The sequence below is a fragment of the Akkermansia massiliensis genome (assembly GCF_023516715.1).
Lineage (GTDB): Bacteria > Verrucomicrobiota > Verrucomicrobiia > Verrucomicrobiales > Akkermansiaceae > Akkermansia > Akkermansia massiliensis.
This window is the reverse complement of record NZ_JAMGSI010000001.1, coordinates 1,014,121-1,033,938: the sequence shown is the minus strand read 5'-3', so window position 1 is coordinate 1,033,938 and position 19,818 is coordinate 1,014,121. Positions and strand designations below refer to the sequence as shown.

Genomic DNA, 19,818 nt, shown 5'->3' with positions numbered 1-19,818 from the left:
CTCCCCGGAGAAGAAAGGCTTCTCTGCCGAAAAACCTTACAGGGCTTATGTGACCACGGATTAGAAATCCGTCTTCATTCCGGTTACTTAAACGCCTGCTTGCCGTGCGGCAATTTCTTGTGCTGCTCAATAAGATATGTAACGAAAAGGAATAATGGGGCCTTAGTGCTCGGCACGGGTAATTTCTCCGGCATTGAACCGGAAACGGCACCAGGCTTTTCTGCAAGCCTGGTCAAGATTTATCCAATTCATTTATTTTATGATTATTCCATAACTTTTTTACAGATATTCCATTTCATTTATACACCTGTTATTCACATTCTATTTACATTTCTTTTTTTTCTTTTGTCCAGAACTTGAACTTCTTTTCCACGGCGGCAAATCGTGAAATACGGAAAGGCTATCCGGGAAAGGAACAGCAGATTCTCACTCAAGACCCTCCCTCAACAACAGAATGAGAAAGGCAGGAAAACTGTTTTCCATCATCCCTCATTTCCTCTCATGGCCTAAGAAGGGAGAAATGCCAGGAAGCGTTTGTTTCCGGCGCCAATTCCTCCACTCCTGCCGCCACAGGCTAAAATTACGGAGTAAGCTTCCGGTCAGCAATCCACCATTCAATCGGTTTCCCTTTTCATTCCTTGTAGCCTTTTCCGCAGTGATTTTTCATCTCTCTCCCTACTCCAAAAAAACCGTTTTCTAAAGCATTGCCGGTGCCAGCTACGACCACATGCCCGCCCAAAAGAATATACCGTAACTGCCCCATTATTTACGGGAAGCCAGGAAAAAAATCTTTTCCGGGCACCGGATATATGGAATTTCCCGTCACCTCCTCTTTAGCGGAAGAAGGAAGCCAGCTACTCCCTGCAGCGTTTGTTTATTTACCACAGGCATGTCATCGGCCATCAGCTTCCTGTTCCCTTGAATACGGTTTTCCATTCATTTCCACGGCACAGAATGAGGGCCAATAAGGGGGATTTTAAATGTACATTCCAGGGAAGGCTTCTTCAGAGGATGTGTGACGCCAATTGTCCTTGTTCCAAACACGGACGAACGTTAGATTTTCCGCGCCGTATGACCAGAGCATCCAGAATAGAACGCCTTGATTATCTGAAAGACCAGTTGCGCAAGAGGGTCGTCATCCTGGATGGCGCCATGGGCACCAATATCCAGAAGTTCAGGCTGGAGGAGGAGGATTACCGTGGAGAACGTTTTGCGGATGCGGCCCGCTACCCCAACGACCTGAAGAATAATAACGATCTGCTGGTGCTGACCAGGCCGGAAATCATTCTGGATATTCACCGCCGCTTTCTGGATACGGGTCGCGCGGATATTCTGGAAACCTGCACTTTCGGCGCTACCAGCATCGGCCAGCATGATTACTTCTGGCACCGTCCGGAAGAAGGACGGCGCAAGGACCAGGAGTATTTCCAGGAGGTGGTGGATGCCCCTGAATTGAAGGCCCTGGTCAGGGATTTGAACATGGCAGCTTCCGCACTGGCCCGTCAGGCATGTGACGAAGCGGAAGCGTCAGACGGCAGGCCGCGCTTTGTGGCCGGCTCCATCGGTCCCATGCCCGTTACCTGCTCCCTGTCCCCGGACGTGAACGATCCCGGCTTCCGGGCCGTGAATTTCCGCCAGCTGAGGCAAGCCTACCGCGACCAGGTTCTGGCCCTGCTGGAAGGAGGAGTGGACATGCTGCTGGTGGAGACGATTTTCGACACGCTGAACGCCAAGGCGGCCCTGTTCGCCATTGAAGAGATTTTTGAGGAACAGCCGGAGGCCGCCGTTCCGGTCATGGTGTCCGTCACGCTGACGGACAAGGCCGGACGCACGCTGTCCGGCCAGACGATTGAAGCGTTCTGGAATTCCATTCGTCACGTCCGCCCTTTTTCCGTGGGCATCAATTGCGCCCTGGGGCCGGACCTGATGCGCTCCTTTGCGGAGGAGCTTTCCGGCCTGGCGGATTGCTACGTGTCCATTTACGCGAATGCCGGGCTTCCCAACCCTCTCAGCCCCACCGGCTACGACCTTCTTCCGGAGGACATGGCCCGGTTCATGAAGGAGTACGCGTCCCTGGGCCTGCTGAATATCGTGGGCGGCTGCTGCGGCACCACGCCGGAACATATCGGCGCCATTGCCGCTGCCGTGGAAGGCCTGGCTCCCCGCGTTCCAACCGCGCAGGAGCCCGTGCTGCGCCTGTCCGGTTATGAGGCGTACAATCATACGCGGGAGAAGAATACCCTTTTTGTGGGGGAACGCTGCAATGTGGCGGGTTCCCCCAAATTTGCGCGCCTGATTCGTGAAGGGAATTATGAGGAAGCGGTATCCATTGCCCGCCAGCAGGTGGAGAATGGAGCCGTGGTGCTGGATTTCTGTTTTGACGACGGCCTGATCGACGGCTCCGAGGCCATGGTCCGCTTTCTTAATCTCGTTTCCGCGGAGCCGGATATCGCCCGCGTCCCTTTCATGGTGGATTCCTCCAAGTGGGAAGTGCTGGAAGCGGGCCTGCAATGCATGCAGGGCAAGGGAATCGTGAATTCCATTTCCCTGAAGGAGGGTGAAGAGGAGTTCCTGAAGAAGGCGGCCCTGATTAAGAGGTACGGCGCGGCGGCCGTGGTGATGGCTTTTGACGAGCAGGGGCAGGCTTCCAATTACGACGACCGCGTCCGCATCTGCAAACGGGCTTATGACCTGCTGGTGAACCGCGTGCAGTTCCCGCCGGAGGATATTATTTTTGACCCGAACGTGCTGACCGTCGGCACCGGGATTCCGGAGCACGCCAATTACGCCCTGGATTTCTTCAAGGCCGCGGGCTGGATTTCCCAAAACCTGCCGCACACCCACATTTCCGGCGGCATTTCCAATGTGTCCTTTGCCTTCCGCGGGAACAACCCGGTGCGGGAGGCCATGCATTCCGCTTTCCTGTACCACGCCACCCGGCAGGGGCTGGATATGTGCATCGTGAATGCCGGCATGCTGGAGGTGTACGATAATATTCCCAAGGACAGGCTGAAGCTGATTGAAGATGTGCTGCTGAACCGGGATCCGGACGCCACGGAACGACTGACGGATTACGCGGAAAAGCTGGCTGCGGAGAAGACGGAGGCCGGAACGGAGAAGAAGCCCGTGCTGGAATGGCGGGAACAGGACGTCGCCAAACGCTTGGAGTATTCCCTTATCAAGGGCATTACCGAGTTTGTGGACGCGGATACGGCGGAGGCGTTCCAGGAGCTGGGTTCCCCGCTGAGCGTGATTGAAGGCCCGCTGATGGACGGCATGAAGGCCGTGGGCCAATTGTTCGGGGACGGCAAGATGTTCCTGCCGCAGGTGGTGAAGAGCGCCCGCGTGATGAAGCAGGCCGTGGCGTGGCTCACCCCGTATATTGAAGAGGACAGCAAGGGCTCCTCCAAGACGGGGAAGGCCGTAATCGCCACCGTGAAGGGGGACGTGCACGACATCGGCAAGAATATCGTGGGCGTGGTGCTGGGGTGCAACGGTTTTGAGATGATTGACCTGGGCGTGATGGTCCATTGTGATACCATTCTGGACCGGGCGGAGGCGGAACAGGCGGACCTGGTGATGCTTTCCGGCCTGATCACCCCTTCCCTGGAGGAGATGTCCCACGTGGCCGCGGAGATGGAACGCCGGGGGATGACCATTCCCCTGATGGTGGGTGGCGCCACTACGTCCGCCCTGCATACGGCCCTGAAAATCGCCCCCCATTACAAGGGCGCCGTGGTGCACACGGTAGACGCCTCCCAGGTGGTGCCCGCGGCCGCCTCCCTGGTGAGCGAGAAGAAGGATTCCTACATCGCCGCCGTGAAGGCCCGGCAGGAGGAGTTGCGCAACAGGCATGAAAACAAGCCCGTCCGCGACCTCCTGCCCCTGGAGGAAGCCCGTGAATTGCGCTGGAAGGGGGCGGCGGACGGCTACGTTCCCCCCGTGCCCGCACGGCTGGGGACGGTTTCCATCGGCAGTCTGCACAGCTCCGTGAGCTGCGGCTGCTGCAGTGACAATCCGCGCTATTACGTGACCGTGGAGGAGCTGATTGAGCGCATTGACTGGACCCCCTTTTTCCACGCCTGGGAATTGCACGGCTCCTGGAACCGCGCCGCCCAGGAATTCCGGACGAAGGATCCTTCCAAGGCGGAGGCGGCCGCGGCCCTGTACCAGGACGCCCGCGACCTGCTGGAACAGGCCGTAAAGGAGAACCGCTACCAGGCCCGCGGCGTCATCGGCATTTTCCCGGCCAATTCCACGGCCAGCCATGACGACATCACCGTCTGGACGGATGAATCCAGAAACGTTCCGCAGGCCATCCTGCTGACCCAGCGCCAGCAGTTGAACAAGCAGGGAAAGACCAGGCTGGCGCTGGCGGATTTCATCGCTCCCGAGAGGGTGAAGGATTATGTGGGGGCCATGGCCGTCAGCATTCACGGGTCCAGGCGCTGGGCGAAGGAATGGGAAGCCAGGAATGATTCCTACCGCGCCCTGCTGGTCAGCTCCCTGGCGGACCGCCTGGTGGAGGCTTTCGCTTCCATCGCCCATGGCAAGCTGCGCCTTTTGTGGAATATTCCGGAAGAGTCAGGGGTGCGCCCCGCCTGCGGCTACCCCAGCCAGCCGGACCACCGGGAGAAGGAAACCGTGTTCGGCCTGCTTCATGCCCGGGAGGAAGCGGGCATGAACCTGACGGAGACCTGGATGATGCAGCCCGTTTCCTCCGTCTGCGCCCTCGTGTTCTCCCACCCGGAAAGCACCTATTTTTCCGTGGGCGTCACCGGGGAGGACCAGCAGAAGGATTACGCCGCCAGAAGACAGGCCGCCCATTCCTGACTTTCCCGTTTTTATTCCGCCTTTCCCCTTTATGCAGCATACCGACCAAATACAGGCCCTTTCAGAGTTCCTGCTGGAGTACGCCACCACGCTTATGGGCGCAGGGGTGCACACCAACCGCGCCGTGCGCAATATTTCCCGCATTGCCGCCGCGTACGGGTACAGTGCGGATATGACCATTTTCCAGCGCAATATCACCATGAGCCTGATCTGCAAGGATGACGAGACGCTGCGCCGCACCTCCGTCCGGAAGCTGAAGCCCCTGGCGTTCAACTTGAACCTGATCCAGCAACTCAGCGAATTGAGCTGGCTCCCGGTGGACAACAACGTCAGCATTGCGGAGATGGAGCAGGCGTTCCGCTCCATCGTGCGCACCAAGAGGTTTTCCCGCTGGACGGACCTGCTTCTGGTCAGCGTGGGCAACGCCGCCTTCTGCCGCCTGTTCAACGGGGACCTGTGGGCCATGCTGACCGTGTTCGCCGCCACCCTGCTGGGCTTCCTGGTAAAACAGCAGCTTTCCCGGTTGAAGTACAATCCGCTGGGCGTCATTATCCTTTCCGCCTTCGCCGCTTCCATGGCGGCCGCGTGCGCCGTCATCTTCCAGCTCGGCTCCACGCCTCAGATCGCCCTGGCCACCAGCGTCCTGTTCCTGGTTCCCGGCGTTCAGATGATCAATTCCATCATGGACCTGATGCACGGCCACATCCTGATGGGCATCTCACGCGGCGTCCATTCCATCATGATGATTTCCTGCATCACCATCGGCCTTTCCGCAACCATGCTCATCGTGGGGGTAAACAGCTTATGAGTCCGGATTTTCTTTCCTCCATCCTCCTGGACGGCCTGATGGCCGCCATTGCCGCCACGGGGTTTGCCGTCATCTCCAATCCGCCCAAGCGCGCCATTGCCGTTTCCGCCCTGCTGGCGGCCATCGGCCACGCCTTCCGGTTTTACATGCTGCATTCCTGGTCCATTGACATTTCCAGCGCTACCTTTATCGCCGCCTTCACCATAGGCATGCTGGGCGTCATGACGGCCAAGCTGGTGAAGTGCCCGGCGGAGATTTTCGCCTTCCCCTCCCTGCTGCCGATGATTCCGGGCGTGTACGCCTACAAGACCATCCTGGCCCTGATGCAGTTCATGCAGGAGAACCAGGACACGGCCACCATGAACCGGCTGATTGTAGAGATTTGCAAGAACGGCATCACGGCGTTCTTCATCATCTTCTCCCTGGTGATCGGAGTAGCCATTCCCATGCTGATGTTCAAACGGTTGAGCTATACCCGCATCATCAAGCCGGAACATTGACCGCCAAACGCCGGAACCGGGACATTTTTCTCTTGCCAGACTACGCCCCGTATGGTTTACTACGCCCCGCAACGGCAGGAATGCCAGTGCAAGACAGCCCCATAGTGTAATTGGTAACACACCTGATTTTGGTTCAGTATTTCTAGGTTCGAGTCCTGGTGGGGCTGCCAATCCAACCCTCTCTTCAAGGAGGGTTTTTTGCTGCCTTTTTCCGGCGCCGTTTCCCTGCCCGATTTCGCCAGCAGTGAGATTTCCCCCGGCCCCAGTGAATTGCCGGCCTGCGGCACGGCGGTTGTCCTGGCGGAACCTTCGTGAACCTGCAGCGCACCAGGGATGCCACCGGGCGTAAGGAAGCCGTCCTTCCCGCATGTTCATTCACGGCCGTGCGCCGGGAATAAGGGTTCCGGCCCCTTTAGACTCCGGACGGCACAAAGAAAGAGAGAAATTCCCCGCCGCTGTGCTGCGGAAAATGTTTTAAATACGCTAGCCAGGAAACCAGACAAGCCTGGTGGACAGAAAGGATAGCTTGAAGCGCTCAGGAGGAACTAATCAAGCTTCCATTCCCAGGCAACGGCAGAATGAACATGGCGTCCCCCCCCCCACTCCATTTATTTCTGGAGAATACAGAAGGATTTCCCCCTTACAAAATTTGGAACAGAAAACGGAACGGGCACTTCCGGAGATTATCCGGAGGAGCCAGGGGAACGGAGTAACGGCCACCCTTTCCACTTTCCCCCGTTTCCACGCCCTCCGGACGAGGGTCACGTGGCATTTCCAGACGGTAAAAGCTCTTGCGTTACAGGGATTTTTTTGCATAATCCCCCGGCAGGAATGACGGAAAAACCTATACAACTTGGGCTTGCCGGGCTGGGAACGGTCGGTTCCGGCGTTTATGAAACGCTGTGCCGCAACCACTCCCTTCTGGAAGCCCGGAGCAAGATTCCTTTCAGAATCAAGCGCATCGCCGTGCGCAATCTGGAAAAACCCAGGGAAACCGCCGTTCCCCAGGAGCTGCTGACGGACGACTGGCAGGACCTGGTGAATGACCCGGAAATAGACATCGTCATCGAACTGATCGGCGGCACGCGCCAGGCTTACGAGCTGGTGACGCTGGCCCTCCGCGCCGGGAAACCCGTCGTCACGGGAAACAAGGCTCTTCTGGCGGAGTACGGCGCGGAGATTTTCAAGCTTTCCGCGGAAATGGGCACGCCCATTTATTTTGAAGCTTCCGCCGGAGGCGGCATCCCCATCATCCAGAGCCTGCAGAATTCCCTGATCTGCAACCATATCAATTCCATTGTCGGCATCATCAACGGAACGTCCAATTACATCCTCTCCGCCATGGGGGAACACGGGGCCGATTACGCGGACGCCCTGGTCCAGGCCCAGAAGCTGGGCTTTGCGGAAGAAGATCCCTCCCTGGACGTCAACGGCTGGGACGCCGCCCACAAGGCCCTCATCCTGGCGATGCTGGCGTACGGAACCACTATTTCCCCTGACAAGATTTACGTCAGCGGCATTGAGAACATCACCAGCCGGGATTTCGAGTTCGCCAGGAAGCTGGGGTATACCATCAAGCTCCTCGTCGTCATCCGCTACCATGAAGGGCAGGAAGACGCCCTGGAACTGCGCGTCCAGCCCTGTTTTGTCCATGACTGGCATATCCTGGCCTCCGTGAACGGCGTATTCAACGCCATTTCCGTCAACGGAGACATTGTAGGGGAAACGCTGTTTTACGGCCGCGGAGCGGGCAAAAATCCCACAGCCTCCGCCGTCATCAGCGACGTGATCACCGCCATGCGTGAAAGCCGCTATCCTGAATACCATACGGGGTTCAATCCGTATGCCAAGTCCTGCGGAATCATGCACATCAATGATACGGTCACCCCGTATTACGTCCGCTTCCAGGTGGCGGACCAGCCCGGCGTCATTGCGGAGATAGCCCGCATTCTGGCCACCTTCGGCATCGGCATTTCCGCCACCTCCTCCGCTCCCAGCCATATCGCTGAAGACGGAGCCCAGTGGAACGACCTCGTTTTCATCCTCCATTCCTGCCCGTGGGGCCAGCTTCAGAAGGCCCTGGAGGAAATTGCCCGCATTTCCTGCGTGGCGGCGGAACCCCGCGTACTCCGCATCGAACACCTTCTTCCTCAATCCTAACCTATATCATCATCCTGTTACATGGCTCTTATCGTTCAAAAATTCGGGGGCAGCTCCGTCGGCACCATTGACCGCATCCGCAATGTGGCGCGCCGCATCCATGACACCGCCAAAGACGGCAACCAGGTGGTCGCCGTCGTTTCCGCCATGAGCGGGGTGACGGACAAGCTGATCGGCCTGGCCAAAGAGTTGTCCGAATCCCCTTGCGAACGCGAACTTGACGTGCTGATGGCCACCGGAGAGCAGCAGTCTATCGCCCTGCTCTGCATGGCCCTGCACGAGCTGGGGGAAAAAGCCATGTCCTTCACGGGGGCGCAGGCGGGCATCACGACCTTCGGTAGCCATACGCGTGGCCGCATCCACAGCATCAACCCCACGCTGATGAACAAGTACCTGCTGGAAGGCAACATCCTCATCTGCGCCGGCTTCCAGGGAGCCACGGAAGAAGGAATGGTCCAGACGCTGGGCCGCGGGGGGTCCGACCTTTCCGCCATCGCCATCGCGGCCGCGCTGAAAGCGGACGTGTGCCAGATTTTTACAGATGTGGACGGCGTGTACACCTGTGATCCCCGCGTGGTGAAAGACGCCAAGAAGATACAAACCCTTTCATATGACGAGATGCTGGAGATGGCCTCCAACGGTTCCAAGGTGATGCAGTCGCGCTCCGTGGAATTCGCCAAAAAATTCGGCGTCGTCTTTGAAGTTCGCAACTCCATGAACACCAACCCCGGTACAATCGTGCAAGAAGAAACTCCCTCCATGGAAGCCGTCGTCATCCGCGGCATTTCCATTGACCGCAACCAGGCCCGCGTTACCATTACCGGCATTCCGGACCAGATTGGCTACACGGCCCAGATACTGGGCGCCCTGGCAGAAGCGGAAATTAACCTGGACATGATTCTGGCCAATACCGCTCATGACGGCTACGTCCGCCAGTCTTTCACCATGCCCTCCAACGAACTGGGCCGCGCCCAGGCTGCCCTCAAGCCGGTCATGGCCGCCCTGGGTTCCACCGTGAAGGTGGAAACGGAAGCGGGTCTTGCCAAGCTTTCCCTGGTAGGCATCGGCATGCGCTCCCACTCCGGCGTGGGAGCTACCGCGTTCAAGGCCCTGGCGGACGCCAACATCAAGACCGGCATGATTTCCACCTCGGAGATCAAGATTGCCGTGATGGTGGACGAGTCAGACATTGAGGAAGCGGCCCGGGTGGTGCACAGGGCGTTCAACCTGGGCGTCTAACACTTCCCCCTTTTTTCAGGCCCGGTTCACGGAAACGTGAACCGGTTTTTTCATGTATTTCCCCCCCTGTCCGGGACAGGGAGGGGAATGCTGAAATACAAAAAAAGGCCTGCTTCCTGAAAGGAACCGGACGGGGAGATGAAACATGCCCGGGCAACAAGGAAGGGCCTGCCGGAAAGAGGGAAAGAAAAAAGAGTAAGGCGTTACTTGCCGGAAGAGGGCCGGAAGCGGGCGGCCTCCGATTCTGCGGTGATCCTGGCGGGTTCGATATGAAGGAGTTTCCTTATAGCTCGGCCCCGATCACTCTCCGTCATCGGGAAGTAAATGACGTCGTCTCCCAGATCATAGGAATCCAGGCCCGGGATACTGTCCGCCGGAGCAAAAGATTCCGGCGTGTCCGGCAGTTTTTTTACCTCCTTGGAGGAGGCAAGGGTATAATACATATAATTACCGGAATACAGTTCCGTTTTAGGGGAGCTGCCCGGTTCCGGTTTGGAGAAGCTGACCGCAGAGTGTTTATGGGCAGCCCAGCTCCACTGGATCAAAGCCTCCACAGGAATGTCTCCCCGGAGAGATTGGACGACGCGGGCGTAGTACGTTATCTCCTGGTCCGTTTCTACCGTCTTATAAATAATAACCGCCAGGAGAATGTCGCTTCTCCGCAGGTACATGGCCGGGCTGTAAAGAGAAGCATCCGCGGCCACTTCAGCCTGCGTGGGAAAGGGGGGGGAAGATGGCGCTGCGCTGGCCGATACGGGTATCAGTCCGGAAAACAAACAACAAAAGAGTGGTGTTTTATCCATAGAAATGGGTAGATTACTTTCTTTCCCATTATGTTCAAAAACGGAGCGAATGCTTTTAAAGCATTCGCTCCGTAAAAAAGAAGTTGATGAATTATTCAGCGTCTTTCAATGTCGCCCGGTTGATTAACCAAATGGGGCCAGTCAGGAAACTGCCAATGGAGATGTTGTCTCCCGGACACATTCCTGCGTGACCCTTTCCGGCAAACACAATAATGTCGCCCGGCTGCGGGCTGCAATAGCCTGTATCCTGGCCGTCGGCATAGTCCGGGTCGCCCAGGAGCTTTTGCACATAAGCGGCCATGTCCCTTGCACGGATGATCACGTGGGTTTTACCTCCCAATGCGCCGGCATTCGCCTTGTCTCCGATGAGCTCCGCCCCTGCTTCGTTCTTCAAGTCCTTTCCGAAGGAACTCAGCGCGATACTCATGCGCAGGGCGCAGCTGTTATAATAGCTGCGCAATTGCTCAGGTACATTGTCCTCAATTTCCTTCAGGTGGGCCTGATAGAGCCACCCCCCGATGTAGGACCAAACCTGTCCGGGATTGGGCATGGTGACATAATCCACCACATTGTAGCATTTCAGCAGTTTTTGGGCATCCTCCGTCTTCCAAAGATTGACGGGGGCATCAATTTCCCAAAGTTCCAGGTCAGCCCCATCCATTTGAGGAACGAATTCTTCCGCATTGGGATAGGGGGCAATGGCATCCGGAACCTTCAGGTTCTCATGATGGAGCTTGACGTAATGGTAACCTTGCTTGAGTTCCTTCTTGCCCTCCGCCTTCTTGGATGAGTTGCCGTCCTTGAGTTCCACCACTTTCTGGTTGTCTATTTCCAGGTAGCCGTTGTCGTCCATCTGAATGGTAAAGGCATATTCCTTGTCAAAGGGGATACGGATGTATCCTTCCCAGTCATGGACGCCGGTTTCTTCCGTCTTGTGCCAGACGATTTTGGGAGCGTCTTTTTTCTTCACCTTGTAACGAGGATTATTTTCAGCGTCGAGCGGGTGAAATGGTATAGTTGATATAGCCATAGTGTTTATGTTTTCAATTCATTTATTGTTGAATGAACTGGTCATTCAGTCCATGGTCACCTTGAAAGATTTCCTTCTCCCCATCAACACGTTCAACGCGTATTCGGCAGACAGGGAAAGGGCCGAAACGGCGCAGGAATCAGGTGAAAATAAAGGGCATCAAAAATACAAGCATTGATGGCCAATAATTAAACATTCCAATCTCTCCGTCCCGGGAGGAAATAAATGCGCCTTCCGCCTGCACATTCCGGAATTTTGCCAAACCGTCTCCAATACGAAATATAAGAGGCGCCTCCAGAAGGAATATACCTCTCCGGACTATTGACGAGTGTTCATCTACAGGGAATTGGTCATTTTTCCCTGTAACCATGCAGAGGCCGCAAAGGAAATTCCTTTACTGCACCCGTATGGTCTGTTCAATCAGTTCGTTCAGGCGGGGGGCGGAAACGCCGCCGACCATTTCCTTCAGCTTCATGCCTTCCAGATACAGGACCGTTAGCGGAACGGCTTCCAGCCCGTACTTGCGGGCCACGTCCGGATAAGCGTCTGCGTCAATCAGCACGGCGAACGCCTTGCCGTCCTGCGCCGCGGCGTAGGACTTGACCGCCTGCACGTAGTCCGTGGCCGGGCGGCTCCAAGGGGCATAAAAGACAATCAGCACCTTGCGGCCGGAGAGTTCCGTGAGCTGCCGCATGTCCTCCCCCTTGTAGTCCATCCACACGGGGGCCTTCTTTTTAGGCTCCGCGGGGGGGAGAACTTTTTTGGGAGGGTCAAACGTTCTTTCCAGGGGGCGCGGAGCGGGCTTCTTCTCCGCGTAGCGGGCGCGCCGTTCGCTGGAATCGTCGCATCCGGTCAGGCCGGCCATCAGCAGGCCGCTGACCAATATGAACAAGCCCTGTTTCATTCCGCAGGCAAGTATGCCCGGGGAAGGCGAATTTGCAAGACTGAAACCCGTCCCGCTTTTCGCGTTGCCCCCGCCCCCCCTTCTCTGTTATGGTAGCCGTTGCATGAACGGCGTCCCTCCACTGGAATTTGCAGGGGTTTCCCACTGGGCGGCTTTGGCCGTTCTTCTGGCGGCGGGAGTTTGCATCATGGAACTGGGGCAGTCCTACAAGAAAACCGTCAGGAACCGCACCACGTTCTGGCTGGGAGTCGCCTGCCTGTTCAGCCTGGTTCCGGACCTGGCCGCCATGCTGGCGGATGAACCGGAAAAGAGCTGGACGTGGATGCTTCCCCTGCATTTCTGCTCCGTCATGCAGGTGCTCTGCGCCCTGAGCCTGTGGATTCCCTCCCGCCTGCTGCGCTCCGTGGTGTACTACTGCGTGCTGTGCGCCACCTTGCAGGGGCTGCTCACCCCATCCGTGGCCCACGATTTCCCGTCGTGGACGTACTTCGCCTTTTTCCTGTCCCACGGCGTAACGGTCATCACGGCCCTTTACCTGCCGCTGGCCCTGGAATGGAAGCCGGCGCGGTGGGATTTCCTGTGGGCCCTTCTGCTGGCGAACGTATATCTGGCCGCCGTCCACCCCGTCAACATGCTTCTGGAAACCAATTACGGGTTCACTGTGGCTACGCCTGCGGGCGGCTCCGTGCTGGACCTGTTCGGGCCGTGGCCCTGGTACCTGCTGTGGATGCAGATTCCGGCGCTCGTGCTGATGTACCTGCTCACGCTTCCCTTCCGCCATTATCCCAGAGGACGCACGGGCAGTTCCCTGTTCCATCATTGAGAAAGGCCCCACCATCCGCGCCAGGCTGTTCATGCCGGAACTACTGCGAAAGAGGAAAGGCGCGGACTCCCGATTCCGGACAAGAAGGGCCGGAACGAGCCTTTTATTGGACAATAGGCTTGAGGATGCCGATGTAGGTGTCCGACGTTCCGGTTCCGCGATAGATGGAATCTATCCTGATCTTGATGGTGTGCACAGGCTGCCTGTAGTACGGCGGCACGACGATCTGGGGCGTCCAGTCATCCCGCAGCGTGGCGTCAAAGGTGTAATTACCGTTCAGCGTTACCTGGATGACTTTGGGGCGGCTGAACATGGAATAGGCTATGTTCGGATGCCGCCGCGCTTCCGTATCCCTTTCCGGATTGGTCACCGGGGAAATGCCGGTTTCCAGCATGATGCCCAGCAGCCGTCCCGGATTCTTGAGCTTGATTTCCAGGGTTTCCCCCTGCCCGTCTCCGGAAACGCCTTCCGCCCAATAGCCGGTGCCGTTCTTCAGGTTATCCGGGGAGCACAGTGCGCCGTAGGGGTCCTTCTCCAGAGTAGAGCTGGCCGTCACATCATACTGGTCCGTCAGGGTTCCCTTTTCACCGCGGATGGTGACCTGGCCGTCCTTGTCCAGCACCCAGCCGGGGCCGGGCGTCAGCACCACGGAGGAAGCATAGGGCCTGCCGTCCGCTCCCAGCAGGGACCAGGTATAAACGCCTTTGGGCGTAGTCACAATGGATTTGGCATCTGCGGACGGGTCCAGCTTGACGGATTGGTTGGTCATCTCCGAGCTGTATACATTCACGACCGCCCTGGGGGTGCCTCCCGTCCAGGTCATCACCGGAGAGGCGAGCAGCGTCAGACGGGGTTCCCCCATGTTGACCTTCGGTTCCGGCGTAATGGCAATATCCTGCGTATAAGGCACGGAAAACTGGAAGGTAAGCACATGAGTACCCGCCTTGTTGGGAACCTGGGCCACCAGCCAGTGGGTGATTCCGGCAACGGGGGACATGGTGGGAGCGTCCGCCTGAAGATGCCGTCCTTCCACCAGGGAGGAATCACATTTCAAATCGTCCACGGACGTCACGACGTCCTGCACCGCCTTCGTAAAAGGCAGGTTGCGTATGGGCTCCGGCTTTGCGGCATTGGCCTGTTCATCCGGCGGATCATACTGGAACGGCACGCCCACGGAGATGGTCTTGCCCTTGACGCCTTTGGGGATGTCCAGCGCGCAGGTGTAAATCAGAAAGGCCTGGTGCTGTTTCAGGGACACGGTAACGTCCAGGGCGTTCAGCCGGATTCCGTCCGCCTGCGTCAAATCCATGGGGACCGGCAAGCCGGGCGCCGGAGCAATGCATTGAAGGGAGACGTTCCGCGACCGGGGCTGCGGGGCCTTTTCTGCGGCGCTCTGTTCCTTATGCTGAGGGTCTGCGGCCAGAACCGGCATGCAGCACACGGCGCCGGTCAACCAGATCAGGGTAGCCAATCTCATGGCCGTTAAAATAACGCCTTGCAGCACGTTCATCAAGGCTCATTTGAGGCAGATGGAAAAGCCTTTTCCTCCTCCTGCTTCCCGCCTTAAAAAACAAGGGAGAAGCCATTTTTTAATCCGTAAAATCCGTAGCCGGCAGGCATTCGTTTCAAGCCCAGGAATGTTGTCCCATGTTTTTTAAAAGGGCTTGTTGAGACTTTTCCGGAACGACTTTTTGCCGGATGGGTGAAGAGCGGCGCCCTTATGAAGGGGAGCAGAAGGAGGCCGCTCCCAACCGGATAGAAAACCGGCATGGACATCAGATGCTTTACCATGTTATTAATCAATAAAATTCATTCACTGGTAATAATCAACAGGAATTTTCACATAACAGGAAATACACGCTGCAATACCCATCCATCCGGCCCCTTAACGCCTTCTTATTGCCGGGGGTTTCCCATGGAAAAGCCCCCTCCGCGAGAGGCGAATAACGTTCTGCAGGAAGGCGCCCGTCAAGCAAAAAAAATGGAGTGTCAGGCAGACAAAAAAAATTCACGCAAGACAGGAGCAAAAGTTCTCGGAAACCGGGATAAAACACAACATGTGGGATACAGAAAAAAAGACTGTACAATATTTCCTTTTCATCGCGATTATTTTTCAGTAGATAATGCAAACGCTACGCGCCGCCCCAACCCCGCGACGGAGCGCTGCCTCACGGGATTTCTCCCAAACGCTTTCTACTTCGCAAGCCATGACTATAGACAACTCGCAAACCATACTCAAACTGCGTACAGGACAGGAAATCATCCTCCCCCAGAGGAAGGACCTTCTAGGCGGTCTGAAATTCACCAGAAGATTTTCCCACAACGAAGTCCATCCCTATGATGAAGTGGACTGGACCCGCCGCGACGTCCGCATCATGGATTGGAAGACCGGCAAGACCATTTACGAGCGCCTGGGCCTGGAAGCGCCCGCGCACTGGGATGACAACGCCGTCAAGATCACGGCGGACAAGTACCTTTTCGGCAGTGAACCGGGGTCCCTGGAATATGAAGACAGCTTCCGCAATATTTACGACCGCATTTCCAACACCTACACCGTATGGGGCTGGGAGGAAGGCTACTTCGCCACGCTGGAGGACGCGGAGATTTTCAACGAGGAAATCAAGGCCATGCTGGTGCAGCAGATTTGGGCTCCCAACTCTCCCGTATGGTTCAACATCGGCCACTGGGAACAGTGGCGCTGGGGCCGCCCGGACCTGCGGGAAAGCTATACCGGCCACGGCAACAAGGCCTACCACACCAAGGGCACCAAGAACAACCTGAAGACCTTCACGGTCCAGTCCACGTATGAATATCCCCAGTGCTCCGCCTGCTTCCTGACGGAAGTGGGGGACAGCATGGAGGACATCCTGGATCACCTGACCACGGAAGGCCGCATTTTCGCGTCCGGTTCCGGCGTGGGCATCAACCTTTCCACCCTCCGTTCCTCCAAGGAACCCATCAGCGGCAAGGGACGCTCCTCCGGCCCCATTTCCTTTGACCGCGGCTGGGATCGCATGGCCGGGGCCATCAAGTCCGGCGGCAAGACGCGCCGCGCCGCGCGCATGGTGCTGATGTTCAGCGACCACCCGGACATTTTCGAGTTCATCAGCACGAAGAACCGCCAGGAAGACATCGCCAAGGTGATCCTGCGCGAGCATAACGTGCACGTGGAGCTGAAGCAGATTGCGGAAACCAAGCTGGTGGCGGGAACCCCGGCGGAAAAAGCCGCCGCGCGCCTCATTCTTTCCCTGCCCCTGGCTACCCGGAACAGCTTTGACCCGCACATGGACGCCCTGCTGTACGGGGAAACGCTTTCCCACCAGAACGCGAACCATTCCGTCTCCCTGAAAGGCGACTTCTGGCAGGCCCTCGCCAACAACGGCAATACCTACACGCGCTGGGTCACGAACCCGGCCCACATTGAACAGACTTTCCGGGCCCAGGAACTGCTGGAAGCCATGGCGAAGTCCATCTGGGACAACGGGGAGCCCGGCGTGCACAACAATGACGTGATCAACCTCTGGAACCCCGTCAAGTCCATCGGCTCCATCACTACCTCCAACCCCTGCTCCGAGTACGTCTTCCTGAACAATACGAGCTGCAACCTTTCCTCCTTCAACGCCTACCGCTTCCTGACGAAGGATGAGGACGGCAAGCCCGTCTTCGACGCGGACGCCCTGACCCATGCCGCGCGCCTGGCGATGGTCTGCGCGGACCTGAACGTGGAACGCGGCGGCTTCCCGATTGAAGAAATCGCGGAAGGCACCTACAAGTACCGCACCACGGGCATCGGCTTCGCCAACGTGGGCGGCTCCCTGATGGCGCTGGGCGTTCCGTACGATTCCGACGAAGGCCGCTGGATTGCCTCCCAGCTTTGCAGCGCCCTGACGGCGGCCTGCTGGACGGCGTCCGCGGAGATGGGCGCGGAGCTGGGTTCCTACGTGGAATACCCCGCCAGCAAGAAGGACCTGCTGGCCGTGCTGCGCCTGCATAACGCGGCCCAGAAGCTGGCGACCGCCCTGCCCGCCCAGAAGGATTCCAAGACTTTGGACGACCTGATTGAGAACATCATCGCCAACGCCGGCGGAGTGCTGCCGGAAGCGCAGGGGCTGACCGCCTCCTACGCCCTGCACGCCTATCTCAAGAGCTTCAAGGCTCCAACCCTGATGAACAAGGAGCGCATCGCCCCCGCCGCCAAGCTGGCGGAAGCCGCCTCCGGGATGTGGGCCAAGGTCGCCAAGGCTACGGCGCACCGCAACGCCTTCGTTTCCGTGATGGCCCCCACGGGCACCATCTCCGCCCCGCTGGGCTGTTATGATGAAGGCACCACCTCCATTGAACCGGATTACACGCTGGTGAAATGGAAGCAACTTGCGGGCGGAGGCTCCCTGAAAATGTTCAACCGCCTGGCCCTGGAAGGCCTGCGCTCCCTGGGCTATGCGGAAGACTTCGTCAATGAAGCCGCCCTGGAAGTGGCCGGCCTGGACGGCCTGATTTCCGCGTTCCAGGGGAATATGGACGCCGTCGTGAACCAGCTCATCGTGGACCCCTGCAACGACCAGGCCGGACCCGTGCGCCTCGCGTGGCGCCGCCTGCTCTCCGGCACGGAATCCCGCAGCGAGATTCAGGAAAAGGTGGCCTATATCAGCAACCCGGCCAACATGTCCGTGCTGACGGCGGATGAACTGACCGTCATCAATGGCTCCGCCCACATTGAGTCCATCCCGTGGCTGGACAAGAAGGACCTTCCGGTCTTTGACTGCGCCGCCACCAACGGCAACGGCATCCGCGCCATCTCCCCCGCCGGCCACGTGCTGATGCTGGGCGCCCTCCAGCCCTTCATTTCCGGGGCGTGCTCCAAGACGGTGAATATGCCCGTCTCCGCCACCGTGCAGGAAGTCTACGATTCCCTCATCATGTCCCATGACCTGGGCGTGAAGTGCATCGCCATCTTCCGCGCCGGCTCCAAGGCGAACGCCGTTTACGTGGTAGACACGCCAGAAACCCGCATGTTCAAGGCCAACCATGTATGGGAACAGCTGGTGAACGCCGGAACGGAAGCCATTGACGAAATTATTGCGGAAGCGTCCAAGCCGCGCCAGCGCAAGCTGCCCGGCCGCCGCCTGGGCCAGACCGTGAAGTTCTCCGTGGGCGGCCAGCTGACGGGCTATCTGACGGTGGGCGTGTATGCGGACGGTACCTGCGGGGAAGTCTTCGGCCGCCTGGGCCAGGTGGGCTCCTTCGCCTCCGGCATGTTTGAAGCCTATTGCAAATTGCTCTCCACGGCCCTCCAGTTCGGCGTGCCGCTCAAGGAAGTGGTCAAGGGCTTCCGCAATTACTCCTTTGAGCCCTCCGGCTTCTGCCGCGTGGGGGACGATACGGAGGCGGACACCTGCACGGAAATCCGCTCCTGCGCCTCCGTGGTGGACCTGATCGCCAAGATTCTGGCGTGGCTCTTCCCGGAAAGCAACGGCTACCGCCTGCGGGACGTGTTCTCCATCCCGAGCGTCAGCCTGCCCGGCCAGGCTCCGGACACCACGGTGAGCGTGCTGCCCCCCCGCATCATCACCACTCCGGTTCACACCCAGACCCCGGCTCTTCCGGAGATTACCGCCGGCAAGGCGCCGGAAGGCACCATGCTCAACGGCGCTTCCCTGTGCCCGCAGTGCCATTCCCTGGCCTACGTGCAGGACGGGAAGTGCAAGTCCTGCCGTTCCTGCGGCTACAAGGACGGCGGCTGCGGGGAATAAACGGTAAACGGATTATTCCCGTACCCCCCTATTTCAAGGCGGAACCCGGACAACTTCCGGGTTCCGCCTTGCTGATGCTTTCCCCAGCTCCAATTAATCGGAAGTAATCAAATGGCTATGTGGAACCCATGGCGCGGATGCCACCGGTACAGCGCCGGGTGCAAATTCTGTTATATCCATCAGGCCGACAGACGGCGGGGAATGGATACGGACGAGATCGTGAAAACGGACAATTTTCATGCCCCCGTGCTGAAGAATAAAAAGGGAGATTACAGAATGAAACCCGGCCAGACCGTGTATCTGGGCTTCTCTACGGATTTTCTCATCCGGGAGGCGGACCCGTGGCGCGGCGAATGCTGGGACATGATCCGGGAGCGCCGGGACCTGAACTTTATTTTCCTGACCAAAAGAATAGAGCGGTTCATGGAATGCCTCCCCGGTGACTGGGGGGACGGCTATGACAACGTCACCGTAGGCTGCACGGTGGAAAACCAGGACAGGGCGGATTTCAGGCTCCCCATCTTCAACAGTCTGCCCATCAAGCATAAAAATATCATCTGCCAGCCGCTTCTTGAGCAGGTGGACCTGGCCCCGTATTTACAGCAGATCGAACTGGTTGTCGCAGGCGGGGAATCCAACAGCTGCGCCAGGCCCCTGAACTACGAATGGGTCTTATCCATCCGGGAACAATGCATCCGGAACAAGGTCCATTTTGAATTCAGGCAATGCGGGACCAACTTCATCAAAGACGGGAAAATGTACCGTCTGCACGTCAGGCAGCTATGCAGCCAGGCTAAGAAAGCCGGGATCAACTGCTGACCTCCCGCCCGGCGTGCGGCTAAAAAACAGCGCCGTCTTCACGCGTTCCGGCCACCGGCAAAAAACACCCGGAAGAAGGAATGATAGGCGTTTGCCTTGAAATCCGGCGTAATTTCATTCATAGTACAGCGTGAACGCCTGAGCCCGTT

At 57.9% G+C, this 19,818-nt stretch carries 14 protein-coding genes and 1 tRNA gene; 10 read left to right on the top strand and 5 right to left on the bottom strand.

The window, feature by feature from the left end; all coding sequences use genetic code 11:
• Window positions 1-1,071 precede the first annotated feature (1,071 nt).
• From metH to M8N44_RS04410, 6 genes are all read left to right on the top strand, one after another.
• Window positions 1,072-4,833: a methionine synthase gene (gene metH, locus M8N44_RS04435; RefSeq protein WP_102728826.1), complete on the top strand. Its 3,762-nt coding sequence runs from the start codon at window positions 1,072-1,074 to the stop codon at window positions 4,831-4,833.
• Between the two features lie 31 nt (window positions 4,834-4,864).
• A complete protein-coding gene (locus M8N44_RS04430; RefSeq protein ID WP_022398239.1) occupies window positions 4,865-5,641 on the top strand; it encodes a threonine/serine exporter family protein in 777 nt (258 codons plus the stop codon).
• Window positions 5,638-6,141, top strand: coding sequence for a threonine/serine exporter family protein (locus M8N44_RS04425; protein ID WP_022398238.1), 504 nt, complete (start codon window positions 5,638-5,640; stop codon window positions 6,139-6,141). Before M8N44_RS04430 ends, M8N44_RS04425 begins: the two co-directional genes overlap by 4 nt.
• Before the next feature lie 95 nt (window positions 6,142-6,236).
• Window positions 6,237-6,311 (top strand) — tRNA-Gln (locus M8N44_RS04420).
• A gap of 661 nt (window positions 6,312-6,972) precedes the next feature.
• Window positions 6,973-8,301 carry a homoserine dehydrogenase gene (locus M8N44_RS04415; protein WP_022398237.1) on the top strand — a complete coding sequence of 443 codons (1,329 nt, stop codon included), beginning with the start codon at window positions 6,973-6,975 and terminating at the stop codon, window positions 8,299-8,301.
• Between the two features lie 21 nt (window positions 8,302-8,322).
• Window positions 8,323-9,540, top strand: coding sequence for an aspartate kinase (locus tag M8N44_RS04410; RefSeq protein ID WP_022398236.1), 1,218 nt, complete (start codon window positions 8,323-8,325; stop codon window positions 9,538-9,540).
• Between the two features lie 203 nt (window positions 9,541-9,743).
• Here the strand turns inward: M8N44_RS04410 and M8N44_RS04405 are convergent, their stop codons facing one another.
• Both M8N44_RS04405 and M8N44_RS04400 read right to left on the bottom strand, forming a co-directional pair.
• A complete protein-coding gene (locus M8N44_RS04405; RefSeq protein ID WP_249853036.1) occupies window positions 9,744-10,211 on the bottom strand; it encodes a hypothetical protein in 468 nt (155 codons plus the stop codon).
• Between the two features lie 223 nt (window positions 10,212-10,434).
• Window positions 10,435-11,313 (bottom strand): T6SS effector amidase Tae4 family protein, encoded by an 879-nt coding sequence (locus tag M8N44_RS04400; protein WP_249853035.1) that lies wholly within the window; start codon window positions 11,311-11,313, stop codon window positions 10,435-10,437.
• 88 nt (window positions 11,314-11,401) lie between these two features.
• Between M8N44_RS04400 and M8N44_RS04395 the strand changes: the two genes are divergently transcribed.
• Complete coding sequence (locus tag M8N44_RS04395; protein WP_215833329.1) at window positions 11,402-11,551, top strand: hypothetical protein; 150 nt, start codon at window positions 11,402-11,404, stop codon at window positions 11,549-11,551.
• A gap of 216 nt (window positions 11,552-11,767) precedes the next feature.
• On the opposite strand, the gene M8N44_RS04390 is transcribed toward M8N44_RS04395, so the two are convergent.
• Window positions 11,768-12,277 (bottom strand): thioredoxin family protein, encoded by a 510-nt coding sequence (locus M8N44_RS04390; protein ID WP_022398232.1) that lies wholly within the window; start codon window positions 12,275-12,277, stop codon window positions 11,768-11,770.
• A gap of 103 nt (window positions 12,278-12,380) precedes the next feature.
• Here M8N44_RS04390 and M8N44_RS04385 point away from each other — a divergent pair, with 103 nt between their 5' ends.
• Window positions 12,381-13,100 carry a YwaF family protein gene (locus tag M8N44_RS04385; protein WP_022398231.1) on the top strand — a complete coding sequence of 240 codons (720 nt, stop codon included), beginning with the start codon at window positions 12,381-12,383 and terminating at the stop codon, window positions 13,098-13,100.
• Between the two features lie 103 nt (window positions 13,101-13,203).
• Here M8N44_RS04385 and M8N44_RS04380 read toward each other — a convergent pair whose 3' ends face one another.
• A complete protein-coding gene (locus tag M8N44_RS04380; RefSeq protein ID WP_146021169.1) occupies window positions 13,204-14,577 on the bottom strand; it encodes an NADase-type glycan-binding domain-containing protein in 1,374 nt (457 codons plus the stop codon).
• Window positions 14,578-14,663: 86 nt separating this feature from the next.
• Complete coding sequence (locus tag M8N44_RS04375) at window positions 14,664-14,891, bottom strand: hypothetical protein (protein ID WP_146021168.1); 228 nt, start codon at window positions 14,889-14,891, stop codon at window positions 14,664-14,666.
• Window positions 14,892-15,307: 416 nt separating this feature from the next.
• On the opposite strand from M8N44_RS04375, the gene M8N44_RS04370 reads away from it, so the two are divergent.
• Together M8N44_RS04370 and M8N44_RS04365 are read left to right on the top strand one after the other, a co-directional pair.
• The gene (locus M8N44_RS04370) at window positions 15,308-18,850 is read left to right on the top strand and encodes an adenosylcobalamin-dependent ribonucleoside-diphosphate reductase (RefSeq protein ID WP_102728822.1); all 3,543 of its coding nucleotides are present in this window, start codon (window positions 15,308-15,310) and stop codon (window positions 18,848-18,850) included.
• A gap of 111 nt (window positions 18,851-18,961) precedes the next feature.
• A complete protein-coding gene (locus M8N44_RS04365; protein WP_102728821.1) occupies window positions 18,962-19,669 on the top strand; it encodes a DUF5131 family protein in 708 nt (235 codons plus the stop codon).
• The last annotated feature ends 149 nt before the right edge of the window (window positions 19,670-19,818 follow it).

Coding starts and splice junctions, on each gene's coding strand:
- metH (WP_102728826.1), top strand. CDS start 1,072: ATGACCAGAGCATCCAGAATAGAACGCCTTGATTATCTGAAAGACCAG.
- M8N44_RS04430 (WP_022398239.1), top strand. CDS start 4,865: ATGCAGCATACCGACCAAATACAGGCCCTTTCAGAGTTCCTGCTGGAG.
- M8N44_RS04425 (WP_022398238.1), top strand. CDS start 5,638: ATGAGTCCGGATTTTCTTTCCTCCATCCTCCTGGACGGCCTGATGGCC.
- M8N44_RS04415 (WP_022398237.1), top strand. CDS start 6,973: ATGACGGAAAAACCTATACAACTTGGGCTTGCCGGGCTGGGAACGGTC.
- M8N44_RS04410 (WP_022398236.1), top strand. CDS start 8,323: ATGGCTCTTATCGTTCAAAAATTCGGGGGCAGCTCCGTCGGCACCATT.
- M8N44_RS04405 (WP_249853036.1), bottom strand. CDS start 10,211: ATGTACCTGCGGAGAAGCGACATTCTCCTGGCGGTTATTATTTATAAG.
- M8N44_RS04390 (WP_022398232.1), bottom strand. CDS start 12,277: ATGAAACAGGGCTTGTTCATATTGGTCAGCGGCCTGCTGATGGCCGGC.
- M8N44_RS04385 (WP_022398231.1), top strand. CDS start 12,381: ATGAACGGCGTCCCTCCACTGGAATTTGCAGGGGTTTCCCACTGGGCG.
- M8N44_RS04380 (WP_146021169.1), bottom strand. CDS start 14,577: ATGAGATTGGCTACCCTGATCTGGTTGACCGGCGCCGTGTGCTGCATG.
- M8N44_RS04375 (WP_146021168.1), bottom strand. CDS start 14,891: ATGGTAAAGCATCTGATGTCCATGCCGGTTTTCTATCCGGTTGGGAGC.
- M8N44_RS04370 (WP_102728822.1), top strand. CDS start 15,308: ATGACTATAGACAACTCGCAAACCATACTCAAACTGCGTACAGGACAG.
- M8N44_RS04365 (WP_102728821.1), top strand. CDS start 18,962: ATGGCTATGTGGAACCCATGGCGCGGATGCCACCGGTACAGCGCCGGG.